Source organism: Anoxybacillus ayderensis (assembly GCF_000833605.1).
In the GTDB taxonomy this organism is placed as follows: Bacteria; Bacillota; Bacilli; order Bacillales; family Anoxybacillaceae; genus Anoxybacillus; species Anoxybacillus ayderensis.
The window spans coordinates 37,797-59,085 of the sequence record NZ_JXTG01000011.1; the positions used below are offsets into that span (position 1 = coordinate 37,797).

Genomic DNA, 21,289 nt, shown 5'->3' on the forward strand with positions numbered 1-21,289 from the left:
CACCTTTTTTTCTTTCATCATACCAAATCCCGATGAAAAACAGGTGAAAACAAAAGATAAGGGAAATCCCCTATGGGTATATAGTTTAACAACATATACAATGTAATTAAGTTAAGAAAACAAATTTGAAAGCGGATACAAAAAAGGAGCGATGAACGATGGCGAACGTCTACGATGTGAAAGTAGCAATTGTTGGAGCTGGCTCAGCAGGTATTTCGATTGCAGCACGGTTATTAAGAAAAAGTCGTCAGTTACGTGGACAGGTGTTGCTGATTGATCCATCAGATAAACATTACTATCAACCGCTTTGGACACTCGTAGGTGGCGGGGCAGCTAAAGTAGAAGATTCCGTTCGCGAGCAAGCTACACTTATTCCAGATGGGGCGAAATGGTTAAAAGAAGCGGTCGATACGTTTGTTCCAGAAAAAAACACATTAAAAACGAAAGAAGGGTCAACGGTTCGTTACGACTATTTAGTTGTAGCGGCAGGTGTCGAAATTTATTGGGATCAAATTAAAGGGTTGAAAGAAACGATCGGCAAAAACGGTGTTTGCAGCAACTATTCATACGACTACGTGCAAAGCACGTGGGAAAACATTCGTCACTTCCGCGGAGGTACAGCGATTTTTACACAACCAAGCACACAAGTAAAATGCGGTGGTGCACCACAAAAAATTATGTATTTAGCAGACGACTATTTCCGTCAATCTGGTGTTCGCGAACAAACAAACATCATCTTTGCTTCAGGATTACCAAACATTTTCGCTGTCAAAAAATATGCCGATACGCTTGAACAAGTCATTCAACGAAAAAACATCGAAACAAAATATCGTGTCGAGCTAGTGGAAATTGACGGAAAAGCGAAAAAAGCGACATTTGAACATCTCGATACGAACGAACGCTTTACGTTAAGTTTCGATATGATTCACGTGACACCACCGATGGGACCACCAGCTTTTATTAAGAAAAGTCCATTAGCGGATGAGGCCGGATGGGTCGATGTTGATCCGTATACGTTGCAACATAAAACGTATGAAAACGTATTTGGTGCAGGTGACTGCACAAACTTGCCAACGTCGAAAACAGGGGCAGCAATTCGAAAACAAGCACCAGTCGTGGCAGAAAATTTACTCGCACTTATGAACGAAAAACCGTTAAAAGCTCGTTACGATGGCTATACATCATGTCCACTCGTAACCGGTTATAATAAGCTCGTTTTAGCTGAGTTTGATTATGAAAAAAATCCACAAGAAACGTTCCCATTCGATCAGTCAAAAGAACGAATGAGCATGTATGTCATGAAACGAAACGTACTACCGATCGTCTACTGGAACGGAATGTTAAAGGGACTTATGTAGAGGGGGGAGAACATGTTGCAATTAATTGAAAACGATGAACAACAAGAGGCACTCCGTTATTTTATTGAAAAACTCCCACAACTAAAACAAACAATGGAATCGCTAGAAGAAAAAGTTGCATTTGTTCAACATGTACTAAATGATAAACAATCGCTTGAAGCGATGTTTACGGAATGGGAGGAAAAAGCCGAGCCATTTCGACTAACACCGGAACACCTTGAAGCGCTTGCGACGCTCGTTCAGCTGCTGCCAACGCTTGTCCAATGGCTACAAAAAGCAGAACAGTTCATTTCATTTGTGACGAGCGTGATCAATGATCGTGAGTCGATGGCGTATGCGATACAAGGGGCAGAAGATATCGTCCCAATTGAAAAAGGATTAACAATTTTAAAAGAAACAAACGAACGCTTTCAACGCGAACGCGATTCGTCTCCCGTATCACTATTACGTATGTACCGTTTGTTAAAACACCCACTCATTCAAGATGGGGTGAAATATATAGAAACGCTACTTGATGTAGCAAGCAAACATAAATAAATTGGAGGGGATGTATATGTTATTTCGTTCATTTTTCGATGAGCAATTAGCGCACATGTCTTATTTAGTTGGATGCCAACGCACAGGGGAAGCAATCGTGATCGATCCAGGTCGCAATGTGGACTGGTACATCGACACAGCGAAAAAAGAAGGATTGCAAATTGTCGCCGCAACAGAAACGCACATTCATGCAGACTTCGTTTCAGGTGCAAAAGAACTAGCAAAACGTTGTGGCGCAAAGCTGTATTTATCTGATGAAGGGGATGCAAACTGGAAATATCAATATTTGGATGAAGTCAATTACGAACTTGTGAAAGAAGGAAGCGTTTTTACTGTTGGAAATGTCGAGTTTCAAGTGCTTCATACACCAGGGCATACGCCAGAACATATTTCGTTTATCTTAACGGATAAAGGTGGCGGTTCAACAGAGCCGATGGGTATTTTTACAGGCGATTTCGTCTTCGTTGGTGACATTGGTCGTCCAGACTTACTTGAGAAGGCAGCAGGAGTGGCTGGTACGGCAGACGTTGGCGCGCGCCAAATGTTCCAATCGCTGAAAAAATTTAAAGCGCTCCCAGATTATTTGCAAGTATGGCCAGCACATGGGGCGGGAAGCGCATGCGGCAAAGCGCTTGGTGCGGTTCCAGTTTCAACAGTTGGATATGAAAAATTGAACAACTGGGCGTTAAAAATTGAAGATGAAGAAGAGTTTGTGAAACTATTGCTTACAGGGCAACCAGAGCCTCCAAAATATTTTGCGATGATGAAAAAAGTGAACAAAATCGGTCCAGCGTATGTAAATGAAGATGAAGTGCCAGCGTTGCAAACGCGTGAGCAGCTCGACGAGTATAAAGCAAACGGAGCATTTATTTTAGATGTTCGTCCGTCTCAACAATTTGCGAATGAACATTATGTAGGATCAATAAACATTCCGTTTAACAAATCATTCACAAACTGGGCAGGTTGGTTAATCAACTATGACCAAGATATCGTAATCATCGCAAATAAAGAAGATGTACAATTCATTCGCAAAGCGCTTGCTTATATTGGATTGGATCGTGTCGTTGCTTACGTAGAGCCATCCGTTGCATTAAACGGTGAGGTTGAAAGCTACGAAGAAATTGATGTACATCAGTTGCAACAATATATAAAAGATGATCGTTATCATCTCATTGACGTACGTAATCAAGCAGAATGGGACGAAGGGTATATTGAAGGTGCACAACATATTATGCTTGGCACGCTGGCAGATCGTTTACATGAGATTCCAGAAGGAAAAACATATATTGTTCAATGCCGTTCAGGTGCGCGCTCAGCCATTGGCGCAAGCATTTTACAAGCAAAAGGATTCAAACAAGTACTCAACTTAAAAGGCGGATATTTAGCATGGACGAGAGAAAAGCTTCCTGTTGTGAAACAATCATAAGGGCTGACGATGTCAGTCCTTTCTTTTCATCTTTCTCCTCTCCTATAATGGAAGAGAGGTGAGAATATGCAATTTTTAGATAAAATTTTTGCTTACATTCAAGATGGGATTATTGTCATGAATCATGAGCGAACGATCGTAGAGATGAACCCAGCTGCTAAACGACTTACAGGCTGGAAACTAGGCGAGAAAGTGCCGTATTGCTCGTTTTGTCAACAGCGCAATGTACGTGAAGGACAAGAGCGATGTTATTTAATCTCAACGGAAGAAGTACCGTATTTTTTATCGGAAATGCCGACGTATCACGGACAGTTCATTGATGTAGAAATGAGCACAGCGCTCATTCTCGAACAAGATGATGCGAAATATTATTTGCTTGTTTTGCGCGATCAAACGTCAAAGAAAAAAGAAGAGGAAGCACGTCGTTCAAAGTGGATGGTGAAAAAACTAACCGAAGCAAAAGAAGAAGAACATAAACGTTTAGCACAAGAATTGCATGACGGTGTCGGACAGTCGCTCTACAGCATTTCCATCGCGTTAGATAATATTATTCAACGTGTGCAAGATGAAAAGCTCCATGCATACGTCAAAGAAGTGCGCGAAGAACTTGGGCGCGTCATGGAAGATGTAAAACTATATGCTCAACAACTTCGCCCAAAAAGTTTAGATGCGCTCGGGCTTATTCCAACGATTCAATCGCTTATTCAGTCCCTTCAATCGAAAATGCCAAATACGTTATTTTCATTTCAAACAAACGTATATACACGTTTGTCACCAACGATGGAAATTAACTTGTATCGCATCATTCAAGAGGCGTTACATAACGTGATGAAATATGCAAAGGCAACAGAAGTGCGTATTTCGATTGAACAGACGGAACGGGAATTACTTGTGTCTGTTGCGGATAACGGTGTTGGTTTCCACGTTGAAGAAAAGCGTGAAGGGCTCGGCTTAAAACATATTCAAGAACGTGTTTTTCATCTCGGGGGAGAAACGACTATTACATCTGCACCGATGGAAGGGACAACGATTTTTGTGCGCGTGCCGCTAGAGGAGGACGGGGAGGATGAAAGTGTTAATCGTTGACGATCATGATTTAATTCGAAAAGGTATTCGCCTCCTTCTTGAAGGATTTTCGGATGTGGAAGTCGTCGGGGAGGCAAGCAACGGTTGCGATGCCATTACACTGGCATTGAAACATCATCCAGATGTCATTTTGCTCGACCTTTCGATGCCGACAGGGCTTGACGGATTTACGACAGCCAAAACGATTATGGATGAATTAGAAGATGTGAAAATTATTGTTTTAACGATGCATGATGAAGAAATATATGTGCAAAAAGCGATTCAATATAATATTCACGGTTACTTGTTAAAAAACAGCCAAACAAATGATTTGCACGAAGCATTGCAAGCCGTATATCACGGCAAGCGATTTTACCGTACCCATATTCCTGAGGAACGGCTTGAAAAAATGTTTGCGGAAAAAGAGCCGAAGTCACCACTTACTAATCGCGAACGTGAAATTGTTCGGTTAACCTTTTTAGGATATACGAACAACCAAATTGCAAATAAGTTAAAAATTAGTCCGAAAACGGTCGAAAATCATAAAACGAACATTATGCAAAAACTTGGCATTAAAGAAAAACATGAACTCATTCAATACGCCTTAAAAAATCATATTGCCGACTTAGTGTAAAGGGAGCGTTTGATATGGAATATACATTTTTCCATTTGCTTGTTCTTTTTTTTATTGGTGCCATCGGCTCGATTTTATCAGGTATGGTCGGCATCGGTGGTTCAGTCATTAAATATCCGATGCTTTTATACATTCCCCCTCTCCTTGGCTTGACTGCTTTTACAGCGCAAGAAGTGTCCGCCATTAGTGCGGTGCAAGTATTTTTCTCGACACTTGCCGCTCTTGTCGTGTTTAAAAAAGGGGGATATGTATCGGGTCGGCTCGTTGGCTACATGGGGACAGCCATTGTCATTGGCAGCTTCATTGGTGGATACGGTTCAAAGTTTTTAGCCGATGAGACAATTAATGTTGTATATGCCATTTTAGCTTCGATTGCAGCCGTATTAATGTTTTTCCCAAAGCCAAAGGAAAGCGAACATGTGGCGGTAGAGCAACTTGTATTTAACCGATTGTATGCGGTTATGTTATCGTTTATTGTTGGAATTGCTTCCGGTATCGTCGGAGCAGCAGGGGCGTTTATTATTGTACCGATTATGCTTGTCATTTTAAAAGTGTCAACGCGCATTGCGATTGGTTCATCGGTGGCCATTACGTTCATTTCATCGATCGGGGCGACGGTTGGAAAAGTGATGGGGGGGCATATGCTTCTCGTTCCATCGCTTGTGATGGTCATTGCTAGTTTACTAGCAGCGCCGATCGGGGCAAAATGGAGCCAAAAAATGAATACGAAAGTGTTGGAATACATTTTGCTTGTATTAATTGTAGCGACTGTGATAAAAATTTGGTATGAAATGTTTGCGTAAGCTGGCTCATTTGGGTCGGCTTTCTTTTATTCGTTGCAACATCAATGAAAATTTGGTATGATGTTAAATAGTGGAAAAATAAAATAAATAGGATGATGGGGATGAAACGAGCACGTATTATTTATAACCCGACGTCGGGACGAGAAATATTTAAAAAACATTTGCCTGATGTACTGATTCGACTTGAACAAGCAGGATATGAAACGTCGTGTCATGCGACGACAGGGGCAGGGGATGCGACAGAGGCAGCAAGAAAAGCGGTAGAACGCGAATTTGATCTCGTCATTGCTGCAGGTGGAGATGGAACGATTAACGAAGTAGTAAATGGGCTAGCTGAGGCTTCGTATCGTCCAAACCTTGGCATTATTCCAGTCGGCACGACGAACGATTTTGCGCGTGCGATCGGCGTACCACGCTCGATTGAAGGAGCGTGTGATGTCATCGTAAATGGGGAAGCGGTGCCGATTGATATTGGCGCAGTTACGAACGAAGGGAAAACACATTATTTTATTAACATCGCAGGTGGTGGGCGCTTAACGGAATTAACGTACGAAGTGCCAAGCAAATTAAAAACGATGATTGGTCAACTTGCCTACTATTTGAAAGGAATTGAGATGCTTCCTTCGCTCCATCCTGTTCATGTAAAAATTGAGTACGACGGCAAAATGTTTGAAGGCGCTGTGATGCTTTTTCTCGTTTCGCTGACGAACTCTGTTGGTGGCTTTGAAAAATTAGCCCCAAATTCATCGTTAAATGATGGCATGTTCGATTTAATTATTTTAAAAGAAACGAACTTAGCAGAATTTATTAAAATTGCCACGCTCGCACTACGGGGTGAACATATTCACGATCCACACATCATTTATACGAAAGCAAACCGTGTAAAAGTGTATACGGAAGAAAACATGCAGCTCAATTTAGACGGCGAGTATGGCGGAATGCTTCCTGGGGAATTTGTCAACTTGTATCGTCATATGAACGTATTTGTTCCGAAAGAAAAAGCTGAACAAATGGGAACAGGGGAATAAACCTGTTCTTTTTTATTCGACTATGCTACAATCTTGACAGCAATTTTGCGGAAGGGGAAAGAAGCATGGAAGCACCAGTAGCAAAAAATGAATATTACGATGTCATCTTTGAAGATTTAACGCACGATGGTGCAGGAGTAGCAAAAATTGACGGCTTTCCAATTTTCGTTCCGAACGGTTTACCGGGGGAAAAAGCGAAAGTGAAAGTTGTCAAAGTGAAAAAAGGGTACGGCTTTGGCCGTTTAATTGAGCTATATGAACAAAGTGAAGATCGCATCGATGCTCCTTGTTCGATTTATAAACAATGCGGCGGATGTCAGCTCCAACATATTCGTTACGAAGGACAACTAAAAGCGAAATATAAACATGTCAAAGAAGTGCTTGCTCGCATCGGGAAAATTGAACATGCGATCGTTCATCCTGTTCTTGGCATGAAAGACCCATGGCGATATCGCAACAAAGCGCAAGTGCCGGTCGGTGAGCGCGAAGGCGGTCTTGTGGCAGGCTTTTATAAAGAACGAAGCCATGACATTATTGACATGGACACCTGTTTAATCCAAAAAGAAATGAACGATATTGTCGTTCAGACGGTTAAAGAAATTTGCGAGCAATACAACATTCCAGCTTATAATGAACAAACGCATAAAGGCGTTCTTCGTCATATTATGGCACGCTATGGGGCAACGACGAAAGAAGTGATGGTCGTGCTTATTACGCGCACAGAAGAGTTGCCTCATAAAAAGAAAATCATTGAAGCGATTATTGATCGTGTGCCGAATGTGAAATCGATTGTACAAAATATTAATCCGAAGCGAACAAATGTCATTATGGGAGAAGAAACGCGCGTACTTTGGGGTTCTGAATATATTTATGATTATATCGGTGACGTTCGTTTTGCCATTTCTGCCCGTTCGTTTTATCAAGTAAACCCTGAACAAACGAAAGTGTTGTATGATCAGGCAATTGCATACGCGAACTTAACGGGTGAAGAAACGGTCATCGATGCATATTGCGGCATCGGCACCATTTCCCTCTTTTTAGCGAAAAAAGCGAAAAAAGTGTACGGAGTTGAAGTCGTTCCAGAAGCGATTGCCGACGCTAAACGAAACGCTCAACTAAACGGCATCACAAATGTAGAATTTGCGGTTGGGGAGGCAGAAGTCGTTATTCCGAAATGGTACGAACAAGGAGTAAAAGTAGATTGTATCGTTGTCGACCCACCACGAAAAGGATGTGAGGAATCGTTATTGCAAACAATTATCGCGATGAAGCCAAATCGCGTCGTATACGTCTCATGCAACCCAGCGACCCTCGCCCGTGACTTGCGTATGTTAGAAGACGGTGGCTACAAAACAATGGAAGTCCAACCTGTCGACATGTTCCCACATACGATGCATGTCGAATGTGTAGCGAAATTAGAGCTTAGTTGTGTACACTCAAAATAAACTCGTTCCACTGAAAAAATAATCGTTCATCATGAGAAATAAAGTCGGAATTTGGATGATTTTTGTATGAAAAGGGCTATCAATTTTTGTTGGATAGTCCTTTTGTTTTTATGGAAATGTAACAGAAAGATTACTATTCAGCTTGCTTGATAAGGTGGGTGAATAGTTATTTTATCAAAATATTGTTAATTTATTCTAAAGTATAATATAATTTTAAATAAAGTTCATTCAAAAGGATAGAAGGGGAATTCATGGATCATATAAAAAAACTACATCCTGTCAGCGCGACGATCATTATTGGGACATTGTTTGCGAGAATGGCGATGTTTATGACCATTCCGTTTTTAGCTATTTATTTAACGAGCGTAAAAGGAGTTAGCGCTTCGTTGGCAGGGGCGATTATTGGGATCAGTTCGATTGTAGGGTTATTTGGTGGGTTTTTCGGCGGATATTTTTCCGATCGATACGGGCAAGAAAAAGTGATGAAGATTTCGCTTTTGATGTGGACGTTCGTGTTTATTGGTTTTGCGACAGCGGAGAGCGTTTGGACGTTTTTTTTATTAAATGCGTTAAACGGACTATGCCGTTCGTTTTTTGAACCTTCGTCGCGAGCGTTGTTGTCGCAGGTGACAAAACAAGAAAATAAATTGCTTGTGTTTAACTTGCGATATGCCGCAATTAATGTAGGGGCGGCGATTGGTCCATTAGTCGGCTTGAAGATCGGTGCTTCGTCATCGACGACGGCATTTTTTATTACTTCTTTTGTTTATTTTCTTTATTTCATTTTACTCGTTGTGATGTTTTCAAAATATACCATTGAACAAACGCATGGCGATATATCTGAACATGTAACGCTTCGTCGTGCTGTCGGTGTATTAGGCAAAGATCGCGTTTTTTTATTCGCTGTCATCGGAATGATTCTTGGTGTCACAGGGTATTCGCAATTCAATTCAACTATTCCGCAATATTTATCGCAATATAAAGATGGTGTACAACTTTTTTCTTATTTAATTGTATTTAACGCAATCACGGTGCTCGTTGTACAGTATCCTGTTTCGCGAATTGGCAAGCGGTATTCTCCGCTTACGTCAATTATGTTTGGCATTGTTGCGGTGTCATTCGGACTTTTCGGATTTGGTTTATTTACCGCTGTGCCGATGTTATTTCTTTCTATGTTTATTTTAACAGTAGGAGAAGTGATGATGTTTTCAATGGTCGACATATTTATTGACCAAATTGCACCTCAACAGATGAAAGGATTATATTTTGGTTCTATCGGTTTTACGGCTATAGGAAACGCCGTCGGTCCATGGATCGGGGGACTCATGCTTGAATACTTTGGTTATGAAAATCATCTCCTTATTTTTAGCTTATTATCTTTATGTACTTTGGTCGGTTTTCCAGTTTTTTTATATGTCGGTGGGGTAATGAAGGCGACGAAACGACGTATCGAGTATAGTTTGTAATAGTTTGTTCGTACGATGAAGGAGGCGAAGGGATGAGAAAAGTTGCAATTTTTAGTTTACTTATCGGGATCATGATCATAGGGATGTTTTTTTATGGCGAGAACGATTTTAAGGCAAAGGATGCCATGCCTATTCTTGACGAAAGTGTTTCCAGTTCGTACGAACGAAAAGATGCAACAAATGTTGAAACAGCGGTAAGCGAAGCGATTAAAGAACATGGGAAAACGTATGGAAAGGGAGAATACGTTGCGGAAGGACACATCATTCTTGATACAGAGCAAAAAGGAAATAAAGTGAAAGCATATACGATCGCAAGTATAGGGGTATTTGAATTTCAAGATGGCATATTCGCCATTGTGTCAGGTAGCGGAGCCATTCCGACTGTGATGACATTTTCCATCGATGAGCACGGACAATATAAACTCATCGCCTATGAAGAGCCACTCGATGGAGAAGCGTATGTGAAGTCAATTAAGAAAATGTTTCCGAAAACATATCACTCAAAGGTGTTATATGCAGATAAATATTATGATGAACTTGCTAAGCAACAAGAAAGACAGGCGCAGGAGTATTTAAAAAAGATTGGTCGGCATGCAAAAGTGAGCATATCTTATGTGGAAAAACAGCCGCTCAACATCTCCGTACAAGCGATGAATCATTTTCTTCGTATGCTTAGTAGCGATCCATTTTTGAACGAGTGTCCGGATTGGCTCGGAACGCGTGAAGTAATCGAACAAGGGATCCGCTACGTGTACGAAACATCTCAAAGTAAAACAAACGACGGGGGAGATGTCGTCACTTTGCGAAAGATGAAAGAAGATGGAGCGGTGATAGACATGCGACAGTATGTTATTGAGGAAAATAAATTAAAGCGTATAAAGTAAAAAGCAGTCCATTTGTTTCGGACTGTTTTTATTATTTTTCAATGGGCTGAGATGAGATTTGTAAATTGTTACTTTTTTCTGTTGTTTATCTAACTACTCTATGTTACTATATAGTAGTACTCAATAATATTGATTACCAACGTTGTTGAGTACATAGGAGGTGTTTTTTTGGATAATCTAAGCGAAATGTTGAAAGGGATTTTGGAGGGCATCGTACTTGAGATTATAAGCCGCGGCGAAATATACGGCTATGAGATTACGAAAAAGCTGCACGCTTTAGGTTTCCAGGGGATTGCGGAGGCGACAGTCTATGCGTTGTTGTTACGGTTGGAAAAAAACAAGCTCGTCCACATTACGAAAAAACCGTCAGACATGGGGCCGCCAAGAAAATTTTATACGTTAAACGAACGAGGGTTTGAAGAACTAGCGGCTTTTTGGGCAAAATGGGATTTTCTAAGCGAGCGCATTCATCTGTTACGAACGAATGGAGGAGAGAAAAATGTTTAGTCACGAGATGAAAGAAAAAATAAAACAATTTGCGAAAGAGCAAGCACCCTATTATTTAGAAGAAGCGGAGATGACGTATATGGAAAAGCTTCGCCGGAAAACAGGAGAAGCGAAAAGCAAAGTGATAGCGAAGCTCGCTAAATTTAAAAGTCGCTCGGAAACAGCGATGGAAGCACAAAATGACATGATTCTTTACATGAGCGACTATATGAAAGATTTGATGGAACAAGGGTTGTCGGAACAAGAAGCATTTGAACGGGCGAAAGAAGAATTAAAGTTTCGGAGCGAAACGACAAAATCAGCCGATTTGCAGGAGCGGATTTTCGCGTACTATAACAACTTTGACCCTGCTGATTACGAAGCCATTGGGTTGTTTTACGGAGCGTTTGTTTTTTTAGGGCTTTCCATTGGCGCGCTTATTGGCTTTATCGGCAGCGGTGGTTGGGAGATGTTTTTATCTGACGGATGGATTCGTACGCTCATCGGTGCAGTTGTCGGTGTTTTGATCGGAGTAGGGATGGGACTGTTGAGCCATGCGGTAATTGTGTTGAAGCGAAAGAAATAGTGCAAGGGGAGAAGATGTAGGATGATGAGAAACATTAGAAAAAACAAAGATCTCGGCATTTATGGTTTAGCGGCAAAATGGTATGATCGCAACTCGCGAAAAAGCAGACTTACTGAAATGAAAGGATATGCGAATGAAGTGGCTTCACATGTGATGAAAGGTGCTCATATATTAGAAGTTGCCCCTGGCCCAGGCTATTTGTCCATTGAACTTGCCAAAAGAGGATTTCATGTGACAGCTATTGATATCAGTCCAGACTTTGTTGAAATCGCAACACAAAACGCTAAAGAAGCAAATGTTTCAGTGAATTTTATAGAAGGAAATGCAGCTCACTTGTCTTTTGAGGACAATCGTTTCGATTTTGTTGTTTGTACGGCGGCATTTAAAAACTTTAAAGAGCCTGTAAAAGCGTTATGTGAGATGCATCGAGTACTGAAAAAAGAAGGAACAGCGCTTATTATAGACATGAACCGTGAGGCGACAGATGAAGAGATTGAGCATGAAGTAAGCAAAATGAAAGGATTTGACAAGTATTTCGTAAAATTTTCGTTTAAGACCTTTTTAAAGCAAGGGGCTTATACAAAAGAAGAATTTGAAACATTTATTAAAGAAACACCGTTTAAAAACTATGACATAAGAAAAGAAGGCATTGGGCTATATGTGTATCTTTATAAATAGGAATTTTTCAAACCTGCTGCTTTTGGCAGGTTTTTTGGTTGTTCATATTCCGTTCATAAAAGCGTGTTACGATTGCCATGTACGAAGCGATAAGGAGGAAAGAATGATGCAGAGATTCAATAGTGATTGGGCGATTGAGGCGAATGGACTTGTGAAAATATTTGGTCACAATCGTGCAGTGGATGGCGTTGATTTACGGGTTCGGGCGGGTACGATTTACGGTGTGCTCGGACCAAACGGGGCGGGGAAAACGACGACGGTTAAGATGCTTGCAACGTTGTTGCGCCCAGATGGCGGTTCAGCGCGCATTTTTGGCTATGACGTAGTAAAAGAGCCGCAAATCGTCCGGCAATTGATTGGGGTCACTGGACAATACGCCTCGGTCGATGAATCGCTTACGGCGCTGGAAAACTTAATCATTTTTTCCCGCTTGCTCGGGCTGAGCCGTACAGAGGCAAAACGTAAGGCAACGGAATTGTTAGAAGAATTCGGATTGGTGGAAGCAGCGAAACGTCCGCTTAAGCACTTCTCCGGAGGCATGCGGCGCCGGCTTGATCTTGCTGCTAGCTTAATTGCTCAGCCGCCGCTCATTTTCCTTGATGAGCCGACGACAGGATTGGACCCTCGCACACGCAATCAAATGTGGGAAACGATTCGCCGATTAGTCAACATGGGTTCAACCGTATTATTGACGACCCAATATTTACAAGAAGCAGATGAACTCGCCGATCGTATCGCTGTGATCGATCGTGGTCGTGTCGTGGCAGAAGGAACAGCAGATGAACTAAAAACGTCGATTGGCAATTCATCGCTGCAATTAAAAATTGACAATCCACAACATGTAGAAATGGCACGTCAAACAGTAGAACGTGTGCTAAACGCCCGTGCCAATGTCTCAGCGGATACAGGAAAAATTACGGCACCGATGGCGGATGCTGACCGAGTGACCGATTTACTGATTGCCCTTCGCGAAGCAAACATTCAACTAGCGGAATTAAGCGTACAAAAACCGACGTTAGACGAAGTTTTTTTAGCGATTACAGGCCACGGAGTAAAAGGAGAGGAAAGCGCATGAATCATACGGTGAACCGCGAATTAAAAAACTATACAAGTTTTCGGCAAACGGTACAACAAACATTCACAATGGCGTATCGAAGTTTATTAAAGGTGCGGCGTACGCCAGAGCAATTATTTGACGTTACGTTCCAACCAATCATTTTCACGTTAATGTTTACGTACATTTTTGGCGGAGCGATCGCTGGAAATGTGCATAACTACTTGCCAATGATTATCCCAGGCATCCTTGTGCAGACGTTAATTGGGGCTTCTGTCGCCTCCGGTGTCCAACTTCGCGATGATATGGACAAAGGCGTTTTCGATCGATTTAAGTCTTTGCCAATTGCTCGCATTGCACCGTTGGCAGGAGCTTTATTAGCTGATACGGTTCGCTACACGATCGCTACCGTGCTCACTTTTGCGATGGGGTTTCTCATTGGTTATCGCCCAGAAGGAGGAGTTACGAGCGTTGCGTTCGCTGCTGTTTTTGCCATCGGATGCGCATGGGCTGTTAGCTGGATTTTCGCTTTTTTTGGCGTCACCGCGCGCAACGCGGCGAGCGTACAAGGAATTTCTATGCTAGCGTTGTTTCCGCTCATGTTTCTTTCGAATGCGTTCGTGCCGGTAAAGACAATGCCCGATTGGCTGCAATGGTTTGCGAACATCAATCCGATTTCCCACATGATTACAGCTGTTCGCGAGTTGACGAATCACGGAACGATTGGTTCGGACTTTGCAATTTCGCTTCTTGGAGCTGCAGTCATTGTCGCCATCTTTGCACCTATTACGGTACGCGTCTATATGAGCCGAGCATAAATATCGTGCCCGTGCCCGAAACGGTGCACGATATTTTTCGATACAAGATTCGAATGCGATAGATGACAAAATGCGCTACAATGAAGATATATTTGGAAAAGAAAGGGGATAAGAATGCCACAAGTGTTAATTGTCGATGATGACGCACATATTCGCGAGCTTGTCGGGCATTTTTTAAGCCTTGAAGGGTTTGAGATACACGAAGCAACGACTGGCAAAGAAGCATTAGTGGTGCTGGAAGAGGCCAAAGTTGACTTAGTCGTATTGGACATTATGATGCCCGAAATGGACGGATGGGAACTATGCCGTGAACTTCGCCAATATGACGATGTGCCAATTTTAATGTTGACGGCCAAAGGAGAAACGGCGCAAAAAGTGAAAGGATTTGCATTAGGGGCAGATGACTATCTTGTCAAACCGTTTGATCCGCTTGAGCTTGTTGCCAGAGTCAAAGCGCTGCTCAAACGATACCGAATCGCTGCGTCGCAAACAGTACAAATTTGGGATTTATTGTTGAATCGCCAGACGTACGAATGCCGATTAGGAGGCGAAGAGATTGCTTTGCCACCTAAAGAATTTGAGCTACTTTTTACGCTAGCTAGCTATCCTGGAAAAACGTTTACTCGTGATGAACTCATTGAACAAATTTGGGGCTATGATTACGAAGGGGACGAACGAACGGTCGATGTGCACATTAAGCGGTTGCGCGAGCGGTTTGCCGATTGTCATGTGTTTATCATTCGGACGATTCGCGGGCTCGGCTATCGGTTGGAGGTATGCAAATGAAGCGGCTTTCGTTTGTGCTTAAGTCGGCGTTGACAGTCATTGCGGTGATGGCGATGATTAGTCTCTTTTGGACTGCCGCCTACTTTATTACAGAAGCGATGTATGCCCGATTTGCCTGGCAGCCGCAGCCGTTAGTTCGGCAAATCATCACATCCATCTCGGGCTTTTTTTTATTTGGCATTAGTATGAGCATTGTCGGACCTTTCATAAGAAAGCGGGAACGCGTGTTTTGGAAACACTTGATGGATGCGATCAATCGAATCGCGAAAGGAGATTTTCACGTAAACATCCGTGCGGACTGGGGCGAACGGAATCACCCATTTACAGAACTAGTCGAAGGGCTGAACGATATGGCGGCAAATTTGCGAGCGATGGAAGAAATGCGGCAAGAATTTATCTCAAATGTTTCGCACGAAATTGGTTCGCCGCTTACTTCGATTCGTGGGTTTGCTCGGGCGTTAAAAAACGAAAATTTGCCTTACGAACAGCGAATGCATTATCTCGACATTATTGAAACGGAGTGCATCCGGCTTTCAAAGTTGAGCGATAATTTGTTGCGCTTGGCGATGTTAGACTCCGAGCGATACCCATTCCAACCGATCTCCTATCGCCTAGACACACAATTACAATCGCTCATTCTCCATTGTGAGCCGCAGTGGATCGAAAAAGAAATAGAGATGTGTGTAACGCTTGAGAAAGTAGTTATTACTGCAGATGAAGATTTGCTGAGCCAGGTGTGGTTGAACTTACTTCATAATGCGATAAAGTTTACGCCAAACGGTGGAACGATTACGGTTCAGCTTCAGCAACAAGACAACAACGCCATTGTTACCGTTTCAGACAATGGATCAGGCATTGCCGAGGAAGATCAGCCACGTATTTTTGAACGCTTTTATAAAGCGGATAAATCGCGTAACCGTGCCGCTGGCGGTAGTGGGCTAGGGCTAGCCATTGCAGACAAGATTGTAAAGATGCACCAAGGAAAAATTTCTGTCCGCAGCCAATTAGGACAAGGGACGGAATTTATTGTTCAGTTGCCACTTTAGTTTAGGGTTAAGAGATATTTTGCATTGTTTTAGTTTAAAGACAGCGACCGCATCACTCGCTGTCTTTTTGTATACTTAAAAGATAAAAAGTTTCGATTGGCTGCAACATTTTTATTTGTTCAGTTGTATATGAAGTGAAAGGAGGTCGTTTCTTTGTGCACAAAAGAACAAATCCAGCGTGCTATGGATGAATATGGGAATATGGTGTTACGCCTCGCGTATACGTACATGAGAAATGAACACGATGCAGAAGATGTCTTTCAAGATGTGTTTATTAAGCTATATGAGCATATGGATCGGATACAAAGTGAAGAGCATATGAAGGCGTGGCTTATTCGCGTTACTGCAAATGTATGTAAAAACAAATTAAAATGGTTTGCGTATCGAAAGGTCGATGCATATGAAGAATGGTTGCATTCTTCTGATGTTGATGCCAACGATTACTTCGAAGTCATGTCAGCAGTCACATCGCTTCCGACAAAATATCGAGAAGTCGTCCATTTATTTTACTATGAAGGGTATCAGACGAAGGAAATTGCCGAGTTGTTGAAAAAGCGGGAAAGTACGGTTCGTTCGCTGTTAGCACGTGCGAGGGAAATGTTAAAAAACAAACTGAAAGGGGAGTATGATTTTGCGTGAGCGATATAAAAAAGAGATGGAACACATTGTCGTGACGGAAGAATTGAAAAATAAAGTCATTGAACGAATTGAAGAAAGAGAAAAACAACAGAAGCGAAAGTCGCTTCGACCAGCTTATGTGACTTTAGTTGCTGCGAGTGTATTATTGGCTGTTAGCTTGTATCCGACAAAACCTGCTAAAGAAAAAACGACAGAAGAAGCGGAAATGATGATGGAACATGGGCAAGGGGAAGATATGATGAAAACGGAAGTTAATGATTCGTATGTAACTATTCATGATGTCACATATGATTCAAACAAACAAAAGCTCCAGTTCTCTGTGACGAATAAAAGCGATGGTGTCATTTCGTTCGGGTATGCATATACAATTGAGCGATACGATGACAAAAAACAGACATGGTTACCGACAACGTTAACGAATGATATCGCAGTCATTGAAGTTTTAGCATTAGTTGAAAAAGGACAAACGGTGAAGGATGTTATTGATTTTTCATTGTTAAATGGACCGTTAGCAAATGGAAAATATCGCACCGTGCGTACGTATTATGCGGATACAGCTCACTTCATCGGTTATATTGAATTTGATGTTGTCGATCAAAAGCTGATGAACTTTCAAACGTATATGGAAGCAAAACCGATTGAGACGAGCGAAATGAAAGATGTGAAAATAGCATGTGAAAAAGATCGCCACTTTTCTGTTTATAGTAGCTATAACGGACTTGTTTTAACGAGAACGAACCGCCAAGGGTTGCATATATATCCGATGTATGAAGGAAAAGAACAAGTAAATTTTTCAATGGAAGCAAGTGAAGGAAAGTTATTTACGGATAAAATGGCTGATGATGCGTTCACGATTTATGAAGCGGAGCAACCTGTATCTTCTGATGAACAAATGATCGCTGAATCAATGTCACCTGATAGCGGACAGATCGAAGGCATCGAAGGATATGAAGGACCAAAAGTTTTATTTTTAAATGGAGAACGAGCTAATGTTGAGCCATCGATCATTTATTGGGAACCGAATGAAGCAAGTAAAAAAGAGGAAGTTAAAGTGAAAGTGACTGTGATGAATGCCCGAACAAACGAACAAATAAATGTATTTTATGTCGTCATCGTTCGAAAAGGAGACGAATATGTATTAAGTCATATTGAGTAAACGAGGGGAGTTCCCTCGTTTATTTTGTTAAAATGAAACGAATGCTAGAAATAGCTGCTTCATGCTCGAGTGAGCGATGCGAAAGAAGAGTTAAAAGTTTTTCATGGCTGTCAATTTTCGTTTCTAGTTTTTTGATGATTTCATTTGTTTCAAGCACGGCTTGTTGGACAAGCGTGAAGTCTTGCTTCGTCGCCATGTTAGCTTTGACTTCTTGAAGTTCTTGTTTTGTTGCCATGTTAGCTTTGACTTCTTGAAGTTCTTGTTTTGTTGCCATGTTAGCTTTGACTTCTTGAAGTTCTTGTTTTGTTATCATGTTAGCTTTGACTTTCTCAAGTTCTGCTTTGATTTCTGCAAGCTCTTGCTTCGTCGCCATGTTGGCTTTGATTTCTTCAAGTTCCTGCTTCGTTGTCATGTTAGCTTCCATTTTGTCAAGCTTGTCCAAAATTTGTCGCAACGTATGCTCCATGAGGGAACCTCCTTTCGTTTAGAAGTGTAGAAAGGGAAACAGGTGACAGGCATGTACGGTGCTAGGAAGAGGTGTTTAGGATGTGTGGTGATGCGGATAAAGACTGTTTCCTGTATTTTATTATACACAATTGGTTCAAAGGGTGGAATATGCTCTTTGTTGTGATTTTGTTGCTAGATGGTGTATTGTATAAACAGACAAGATGGTGGGGGGACTGACGTTGACAGCATTATGGAAAGAGGCAAAACAATTTATCACTTTATGTTATACAGAGTTAGGAAAAAACGATGATGAAATATATGAGCGGTTACAACAAGTGAAGCGAGAAATTGAACAAACGGGAACGTATGAACATACGTATGAAGAGCTTGAACATGGGGCGCGCATGGCATGGCGAAACAGCAATCGTTGTATCGGACGTTTATTTTGGCAAACGCTTCATGTGTTTGATGCACGTGCGATAGAGAGAGAAGAAGATATTGCGGAGCGTCTATTCCATCACATTGCTTTTGCGACAAACGAAGGGAAAATTCGTCCGACTATTACTATTTTTCGTCCTGAACGTGTTCGCATTTGGAATCATCAGTTAATTCGTTATGCCGGTTATGAAACAGAGCATGGAATCATTGGAGATTCCTCATCCATCTCGTTTACGAAAGCGTGTGAACAGTTAGGTTGGAGAGGTGAACGGACGCATTTTGACATTTTACCTCTCGTCATCCAAATAGATGGTCGCGACCCGAAGTTGTTTCCGATTCCAAAAGATATCGTACTTGAAGTGCCAATTGAACATCCGAAGTTTGCGTGGTTCCATGATTTGCAGTTAAAATGGTACGCTGTGCCGATTATTTCAGATATGTGTTTAGAGATCGGTGGTATACGGTATACAGCAGCTCCGTTTAACGGTTGGTATATGGGAACAGAAATCGGGGCGCGCAATTTCGCGGATGATTACCGATATAATATGCTTCCGAAAATTGCTTCATGCATGGGTCTTGATACATCGAGAAATAGCACACTATGGAAAGATCAAGCGCTTGTTGAATTAAATGTAGCTGTTTTATATTCGTATAAAAAAGCAGGAGTAAGCATTGTTGATCACCATACGGCAGCCCAGCAGTTTAAGCGATTTGAACAACACGAACAAGAAGCAGGAAGGAAAGTAACAGGCAGTTGGACGTGGCTCATTCCTCCCCTTTCCCCAGCGACAACGCACATTTTTCACCAATATTATGATAATACAATTGTAAAACCGAATTATTTTTATCAACAACGTCCTTATGAGTAACACCGCGTCAATGGCGTGGTGTTTTTTGCAGGAATATATTCCTAATTTTCAGAATAATATTTACTATCTTCTTATTTTTTTGATATAGTTATAGAAAAAAGGAAAAGGGGGAGACATGATTGGGTTTTATTGAGCAACTCAAGATGGAAGAAATGAGGAAGAAAAATTTTTTTCTGTTCCTCATTTATACGTTTAGTGCGTTAACAGGCTTGATTGGACTTATTTTGATTGGGGAGAAAGTAGAGAAGATTGCTATTTATGGGGGAAGTCTTTTACTCAATGTACTCGTTTATATCGTGTTAAAAAAGATAAAAAAGCATGAGCACATATATCCATACTTTATTATTTTTATATTATTTTCTGCGACGTTAGGCAGCTTGTTTACGACAGGCGGGAGTTTAGGGACAATCGCCTTGGCTTTTTGTTTAGCTGTGTTGTCGGTGTTACATTTGTATCGCGTATTGTTTATGACAGGGATGTTGCTTGGAACAATTGTTTTAGTTGTCAGTGCACTTACTCCTTCACCGTTTCAGCAGGTGTTTCAAAAAACTGGGCATACCGTTTTTATCGTTTATGTGATGATAGGCATCGCGCTTTCTGTTTTGTTGCATTTAAGTCGTAAGCAGTTTCATCAGCTTGTTGAGCATGTTGGACAGACGCATGAAGAAAAAGAAAAGCAAAGTGCAAGAAGGTATGAGCTTGAACAACAATTAAGACACATTATTGAAAATGTGGAACATATTCATCAAAAGGTGCTTCAAAATGTGCAAGCACAAGAAGAAATGAAAGAAGCGATTCGGCAAGCTGCGGTGGCAGGTCAAGCACAAAGTGAACAAGTCGTTGATATTCATGATGAAGTAGCGGAAGCGAAAACGATGAGTGAGCGAATTTACGAAACTTCTAAACAATTAAAGGAACATTCAGCACAATCAAGTGAAATGGCGCAGGCTGGTATACAAAAAATGCATCTTTTACTAACACATACAGCAAAGTTCCATGAGGCGATTCATGCGACGAGAACGACATTAAATGCATTAACGAGTAAAATTGCCAATACAAATGAGTTAACGAAACAAATTAAACAAATTACAAATCAAACGAATTTATTGGCATTAAATGCGACGATTGAAGCAGCGCGAGCAGGGGAATACGGGAAAGGATTTGCGGTCGTTGCAGAAGAAATTCGAAAGTTGGCTGTATTAACGGAAGAAACGACACAACAAATCGTTTGTAATTTGGCAGAAGTAAACGAAAGTAACAATGAGCTGTTAGAGCGGATGGATGAAACGAGTGAACAATTAACGAAAAATGAATCATTGACGGATGAAGTGAATGTATATTTTGAACGATTGTATCAGTCGTTAACTTATTTGCAAGAACAACTTTCTCACTTTTTTATCATTAGCGAGAAGCTAGAGAAACAAGGAGAAAAAATGGATCGTTCCATTAGCGATTTTTCTGTTTTCATTCAACAATCGAGTGCAGCCCTCGAAGAAGTAAGTGCAACAGTAGAACACTTAAAAGATGCGAATGAAAAAATGGCGGCATATGTAACAGAAACGGCTCATCGTGCCGCAACGATTCAACAACAAATAGTATAAAAAGGAAGAGCACCCCCGAATTTCACATGAAATATTTGG

At 41.4% G+C, this 21,289-nt stretch carries 22 protein-coding genes; 21 read left to right on the forward strand and 1 reads right to left on the reverse strand.

Annotation, left to right across the window (positions count from 1 at the left end; translation table 11 throughout):
* Positions 1 to 158 precede the first annotated feature (158 nt).
* The 19 genes from JV16_RS10075 (at position 159) to JV16_RS10165 (ending at position 17,895) form a co-directional block, all read left to right on the forward strand.
* On the forward strand, positions 159 to 1,358 hold the full coding sequence (locus JV16_RS10075) for an FAD/NAD(P)-binding oxidoreductase (RefSeq protein ID WP_042535623.1): 1,200 nt from the start codon (positions 159 to 161) through the stop codon (positions 1,356 to 1,358).
* Positions 1,359 to 1,370: 12 nt separating this feature from the next.
* A complete protein-coding gene (locus tag JV16_RS10080; protein WP_042535625.1) occupies positions 1,371 to 1,895 on the forward strand; it encodes a hypothetical protein in 525 nt (174 codons plus the stop codon).
* 16 nt (positions 1,896 to 1,911) lie between these two features.
* Entirely contained in the window at positions 1,912 to 3,321 is a 1,410-nt protein-coding gene (locus tag JV16_RS10085) for an MBL fold metallo-hydrolase (RefSeq protein WP_042535627.1), read from the forward strand.
* 66 nt (positions 3,322 to 3,387) lie between these two features.
* Positions 3,388 to 4,407, forward strand: coding sequence for a PAS domain-containing sensor histidine kinase (locus JV16_RS10090; RefSeq protein WP_042535629.1), 1,020 nt, complete (start codon positions 3,388 to 3,390; stop codon positions 4,405 to 4,407).
* Positions 4,388 to 5,020, forward strand: coding sequence for a response regulator (locus JV16_RS10095; RefSeq protein WP_042535631.1), 633 nt, complete (start codon positions 4,388 to 4,390; stop codon positions 5,018 to 5,020). The genes JV16_RS10090 and JV16_RS10095 overlap by 20 nt, the downstream gene beginning before the upstream one ends.
* A gap of 14 nt (positions 5,021 to 5,034) precedes the next feature.
* A complete protein-coding gene (locus JV16_RS10100) occupies positions 5,035 to 5,823 on the forward strand; it encodes a sulfite exporter TauE/SafE family protein (protein ID WP_042535633.1) in 789 nt (262 codons plus the stop codon).
* A 101-nt stretch (positions 5,824 to 5,924) separates the two neighbouring features.
* Entirely contained in the window at positions 5,925 to 6,851 is a 927-nt protein-coding gene (locus JV16_RS10105; protein ID WP_042535635.1) for a diacylglycerol kinase, read from the forward strand.
* Positions 6,852 to 6,916: 65 nt separating this feature from the next.
* Positions 6,917 to 8,296: a 23S rRNA (uracil(1939)-C(5))-methyltransferase RlmD gene (rlmD, locus tag JV16_RS10110; protein WP_021094570.1), complete on the forward strand. Its 1,380-nt coding sequence runs from the start codon at positions 6,917 to 6,919 to the stop codon at positions 8,294 to 8,296.
* A 251-nt stretch (positions 8,297 to 8,547) separates the two neighbouring features.
* Positions 8,548 to 9,762, forward strand: coding sequence for an MDR family MFS transporter (locus JV16_RS10115; protein WP_042535637.1), 1,215 nt, complete (start codon positions 8,548 to 8,550; stop codon positions 9,760 to 9,762).
* Between the two features lie 32 nt (positions 9,763 to 9,794).
* Positions 9,795 to 10,646 carry a transcriptional regulator gene (locus JV16_RS10120; RefSeq protein WP_244463825.1) on the forward strand — a complete coding sequence of 284 codons (852 nt, stop codon included), beginning with the start codon at positions 9,795 to 9,797 and terminating at the stop codon, positions 10,644 to 10,646.
* Positions 10,647 to 10,832: 186 nt separating this feature from the next.
* Complete coding sequence (locus JV16_RS10125; RefSeq protein WP_006322987.1) at positions 10,833 to 11,153, forward strand: PadR family transcriptional regulator; 321 nt, start codon at positions 10,833 to 10,835, stop codon at positions 11,151 to 11,153.
* The gene (locus tag JV16_RS10130; protein ID WP_084220341.1) at positions 11,146 to 11,718 is read left to right on the forward strand and encodes a DUF3995 domain-containing protein; all 573 of its coding nucleotides are present in this window, start codon (positions 11,146 to 11,148) and stop codon (positions 11,716 to 11,718) included. Before JV16_RS10125 ends, JV16_RS10130 begins: the two co-directional genes overlap by 8 nt.
* 21 nt (positions 11,719 to 11,739) lie before the next feature.
* Positions 11,740 to 12,396 carry a class I SAM-dependent methyltransferase gene (locus tag JV16_RS10135; RefSeq protein ID WP_021094574.1) on the forward strand — a complete coding sequence of 219 codons (657 nt, stop codon included), beginning with the start codon at positions 11,740 to 11,742 and terminating at the stop codon, positions 12,394 to 12,396.
* A gap of 103 nt (positions 12,397 to 12,499) precedes the next feature.
* Positions 12,500 to 13,471: an ATP-binding cassette domain-containing protein gene (locus JV16_RS10140; RefSeq protein WP_021094575.1), complete on the forward strand. Its 972-nt coding sequence runs from the start codon at positions 12,500 to 12,502 to the stop codon at positions 13,469 to 13,471.
* Entirely contained in the window at positions 13,468 to 14,268 is an 801-nt protein-coding gene (locus JV16_RS10145) for an ABC transporter permease (RefSeq protein WP_021094576.1), read from the forward strand. Before JV16_RS10140 ends, JV16_RS10145 begins: the two co-directional genes overlap by 4 nt.
* A gap of 114 nt (positions 14,269 to 14,382) precedes the next feature.
* Positions 14,383 to 15,054: a response regulator transcription factor gene (locus JV16_RS10150; protein ID WP_042535641.1), complete on the forward strand. Its 672-nt coding sequence runs from the start codon at positions 14,383 to 14,385 to the stop codon at positions 15,052 to 15,054.
* A complete protein-coding gene (locus tag JV16_RS10155) occupies positions 15,051 to 16,100 on the forward strand; it encodes a sensor histidine kinase (RefSeq protein WP_042535643.1) in 1,050 nt (349 codons plus the stop codon). Before JV16_RS10150 ends, JV16_RS10155 begins: the two co-directional genes overlap by 4 nt.
* A gap of 153 nt (positions 16,101 to 16,253) precedes the next feature.
* A complete protein-coding gene (locus tag JV16_RS10160) occupies positions 16,254 to 16,739 on the forward strand; it encodes a sigma-70 family RNA polymerase sigma factor (protein WP_021094579.1) in 486 nt (161 codons plus the stop codon).
* Positions 16,726 to 17,895: an immunoglobulin-like domain-containing protein gene (locus tag JV16_RS10165; RefSeq protein ID WP_042535646.1), complete on the forward strand. Its 1,170-nt coding sequence runs from the start codon at positions 16,726 to 16,728 to the stop codon at positions 17,893 to 17,895. Before JV16_RS10160 ends, JV16_RS10165 begins: the two co-directional genes overlap by 14 nt.
* 19 nt (positions 17,896 to 17,914) lie before the next feature.
* Here JV16_RS10165 and JV16_RS10170 read toward each other — a convergent pair whose 3' ends face one another.
* Positions 17,915 to 18,361: a hypothetical protein gene (locus JV16_RS10170; RefSeq protein ID WP_042535648.1), complete on the reverse strand. Its 447-nt coding sequence runs from the start codon at positions 18,359 to 18,361 to the stop codon at positions 17,915 to 17,917.
* Positions 18,362 to 18,563: 202 nt separating this feature from the next.
* Between JV16_RS10170 and JV16_RS10175 the strand changes: the two genes are divergently transcribed.
* Together JV16_RS10175 and JV16_RS10180 are read left to right on the forward strand one after the other, a co-directional pair.
* Positions 18,564 to 19,649: a nitric oxide synthase oxygenase gene (locus JV16_RS10175; protein ID WP_042535650.1), complete on the forward strand. Its 1,086-nt coding sequence runs from the start codon at positions 18,564 to 18,566 to the stop codon at positions 19,647 to 19,649.
* Between the two features lie 119 nt (positions 19,650 to 19,768).
* Positions 19,769 to 21,250 carry a methyl-accepting chemotaxis protein gene (locus tag JV16_RS10180; RefSeq protein ID WP_042535652.1) on the forward strand — a complete coding sequence of 494 codons (1,482 nt, stop codon included), beginning with the start codon at positions 19,769 to 19,771 and terminating at the stop codon, positions 21,248 to 21,250.
* Positions 21,251 to 21,289: the final 39 nt, after the last annotated feature.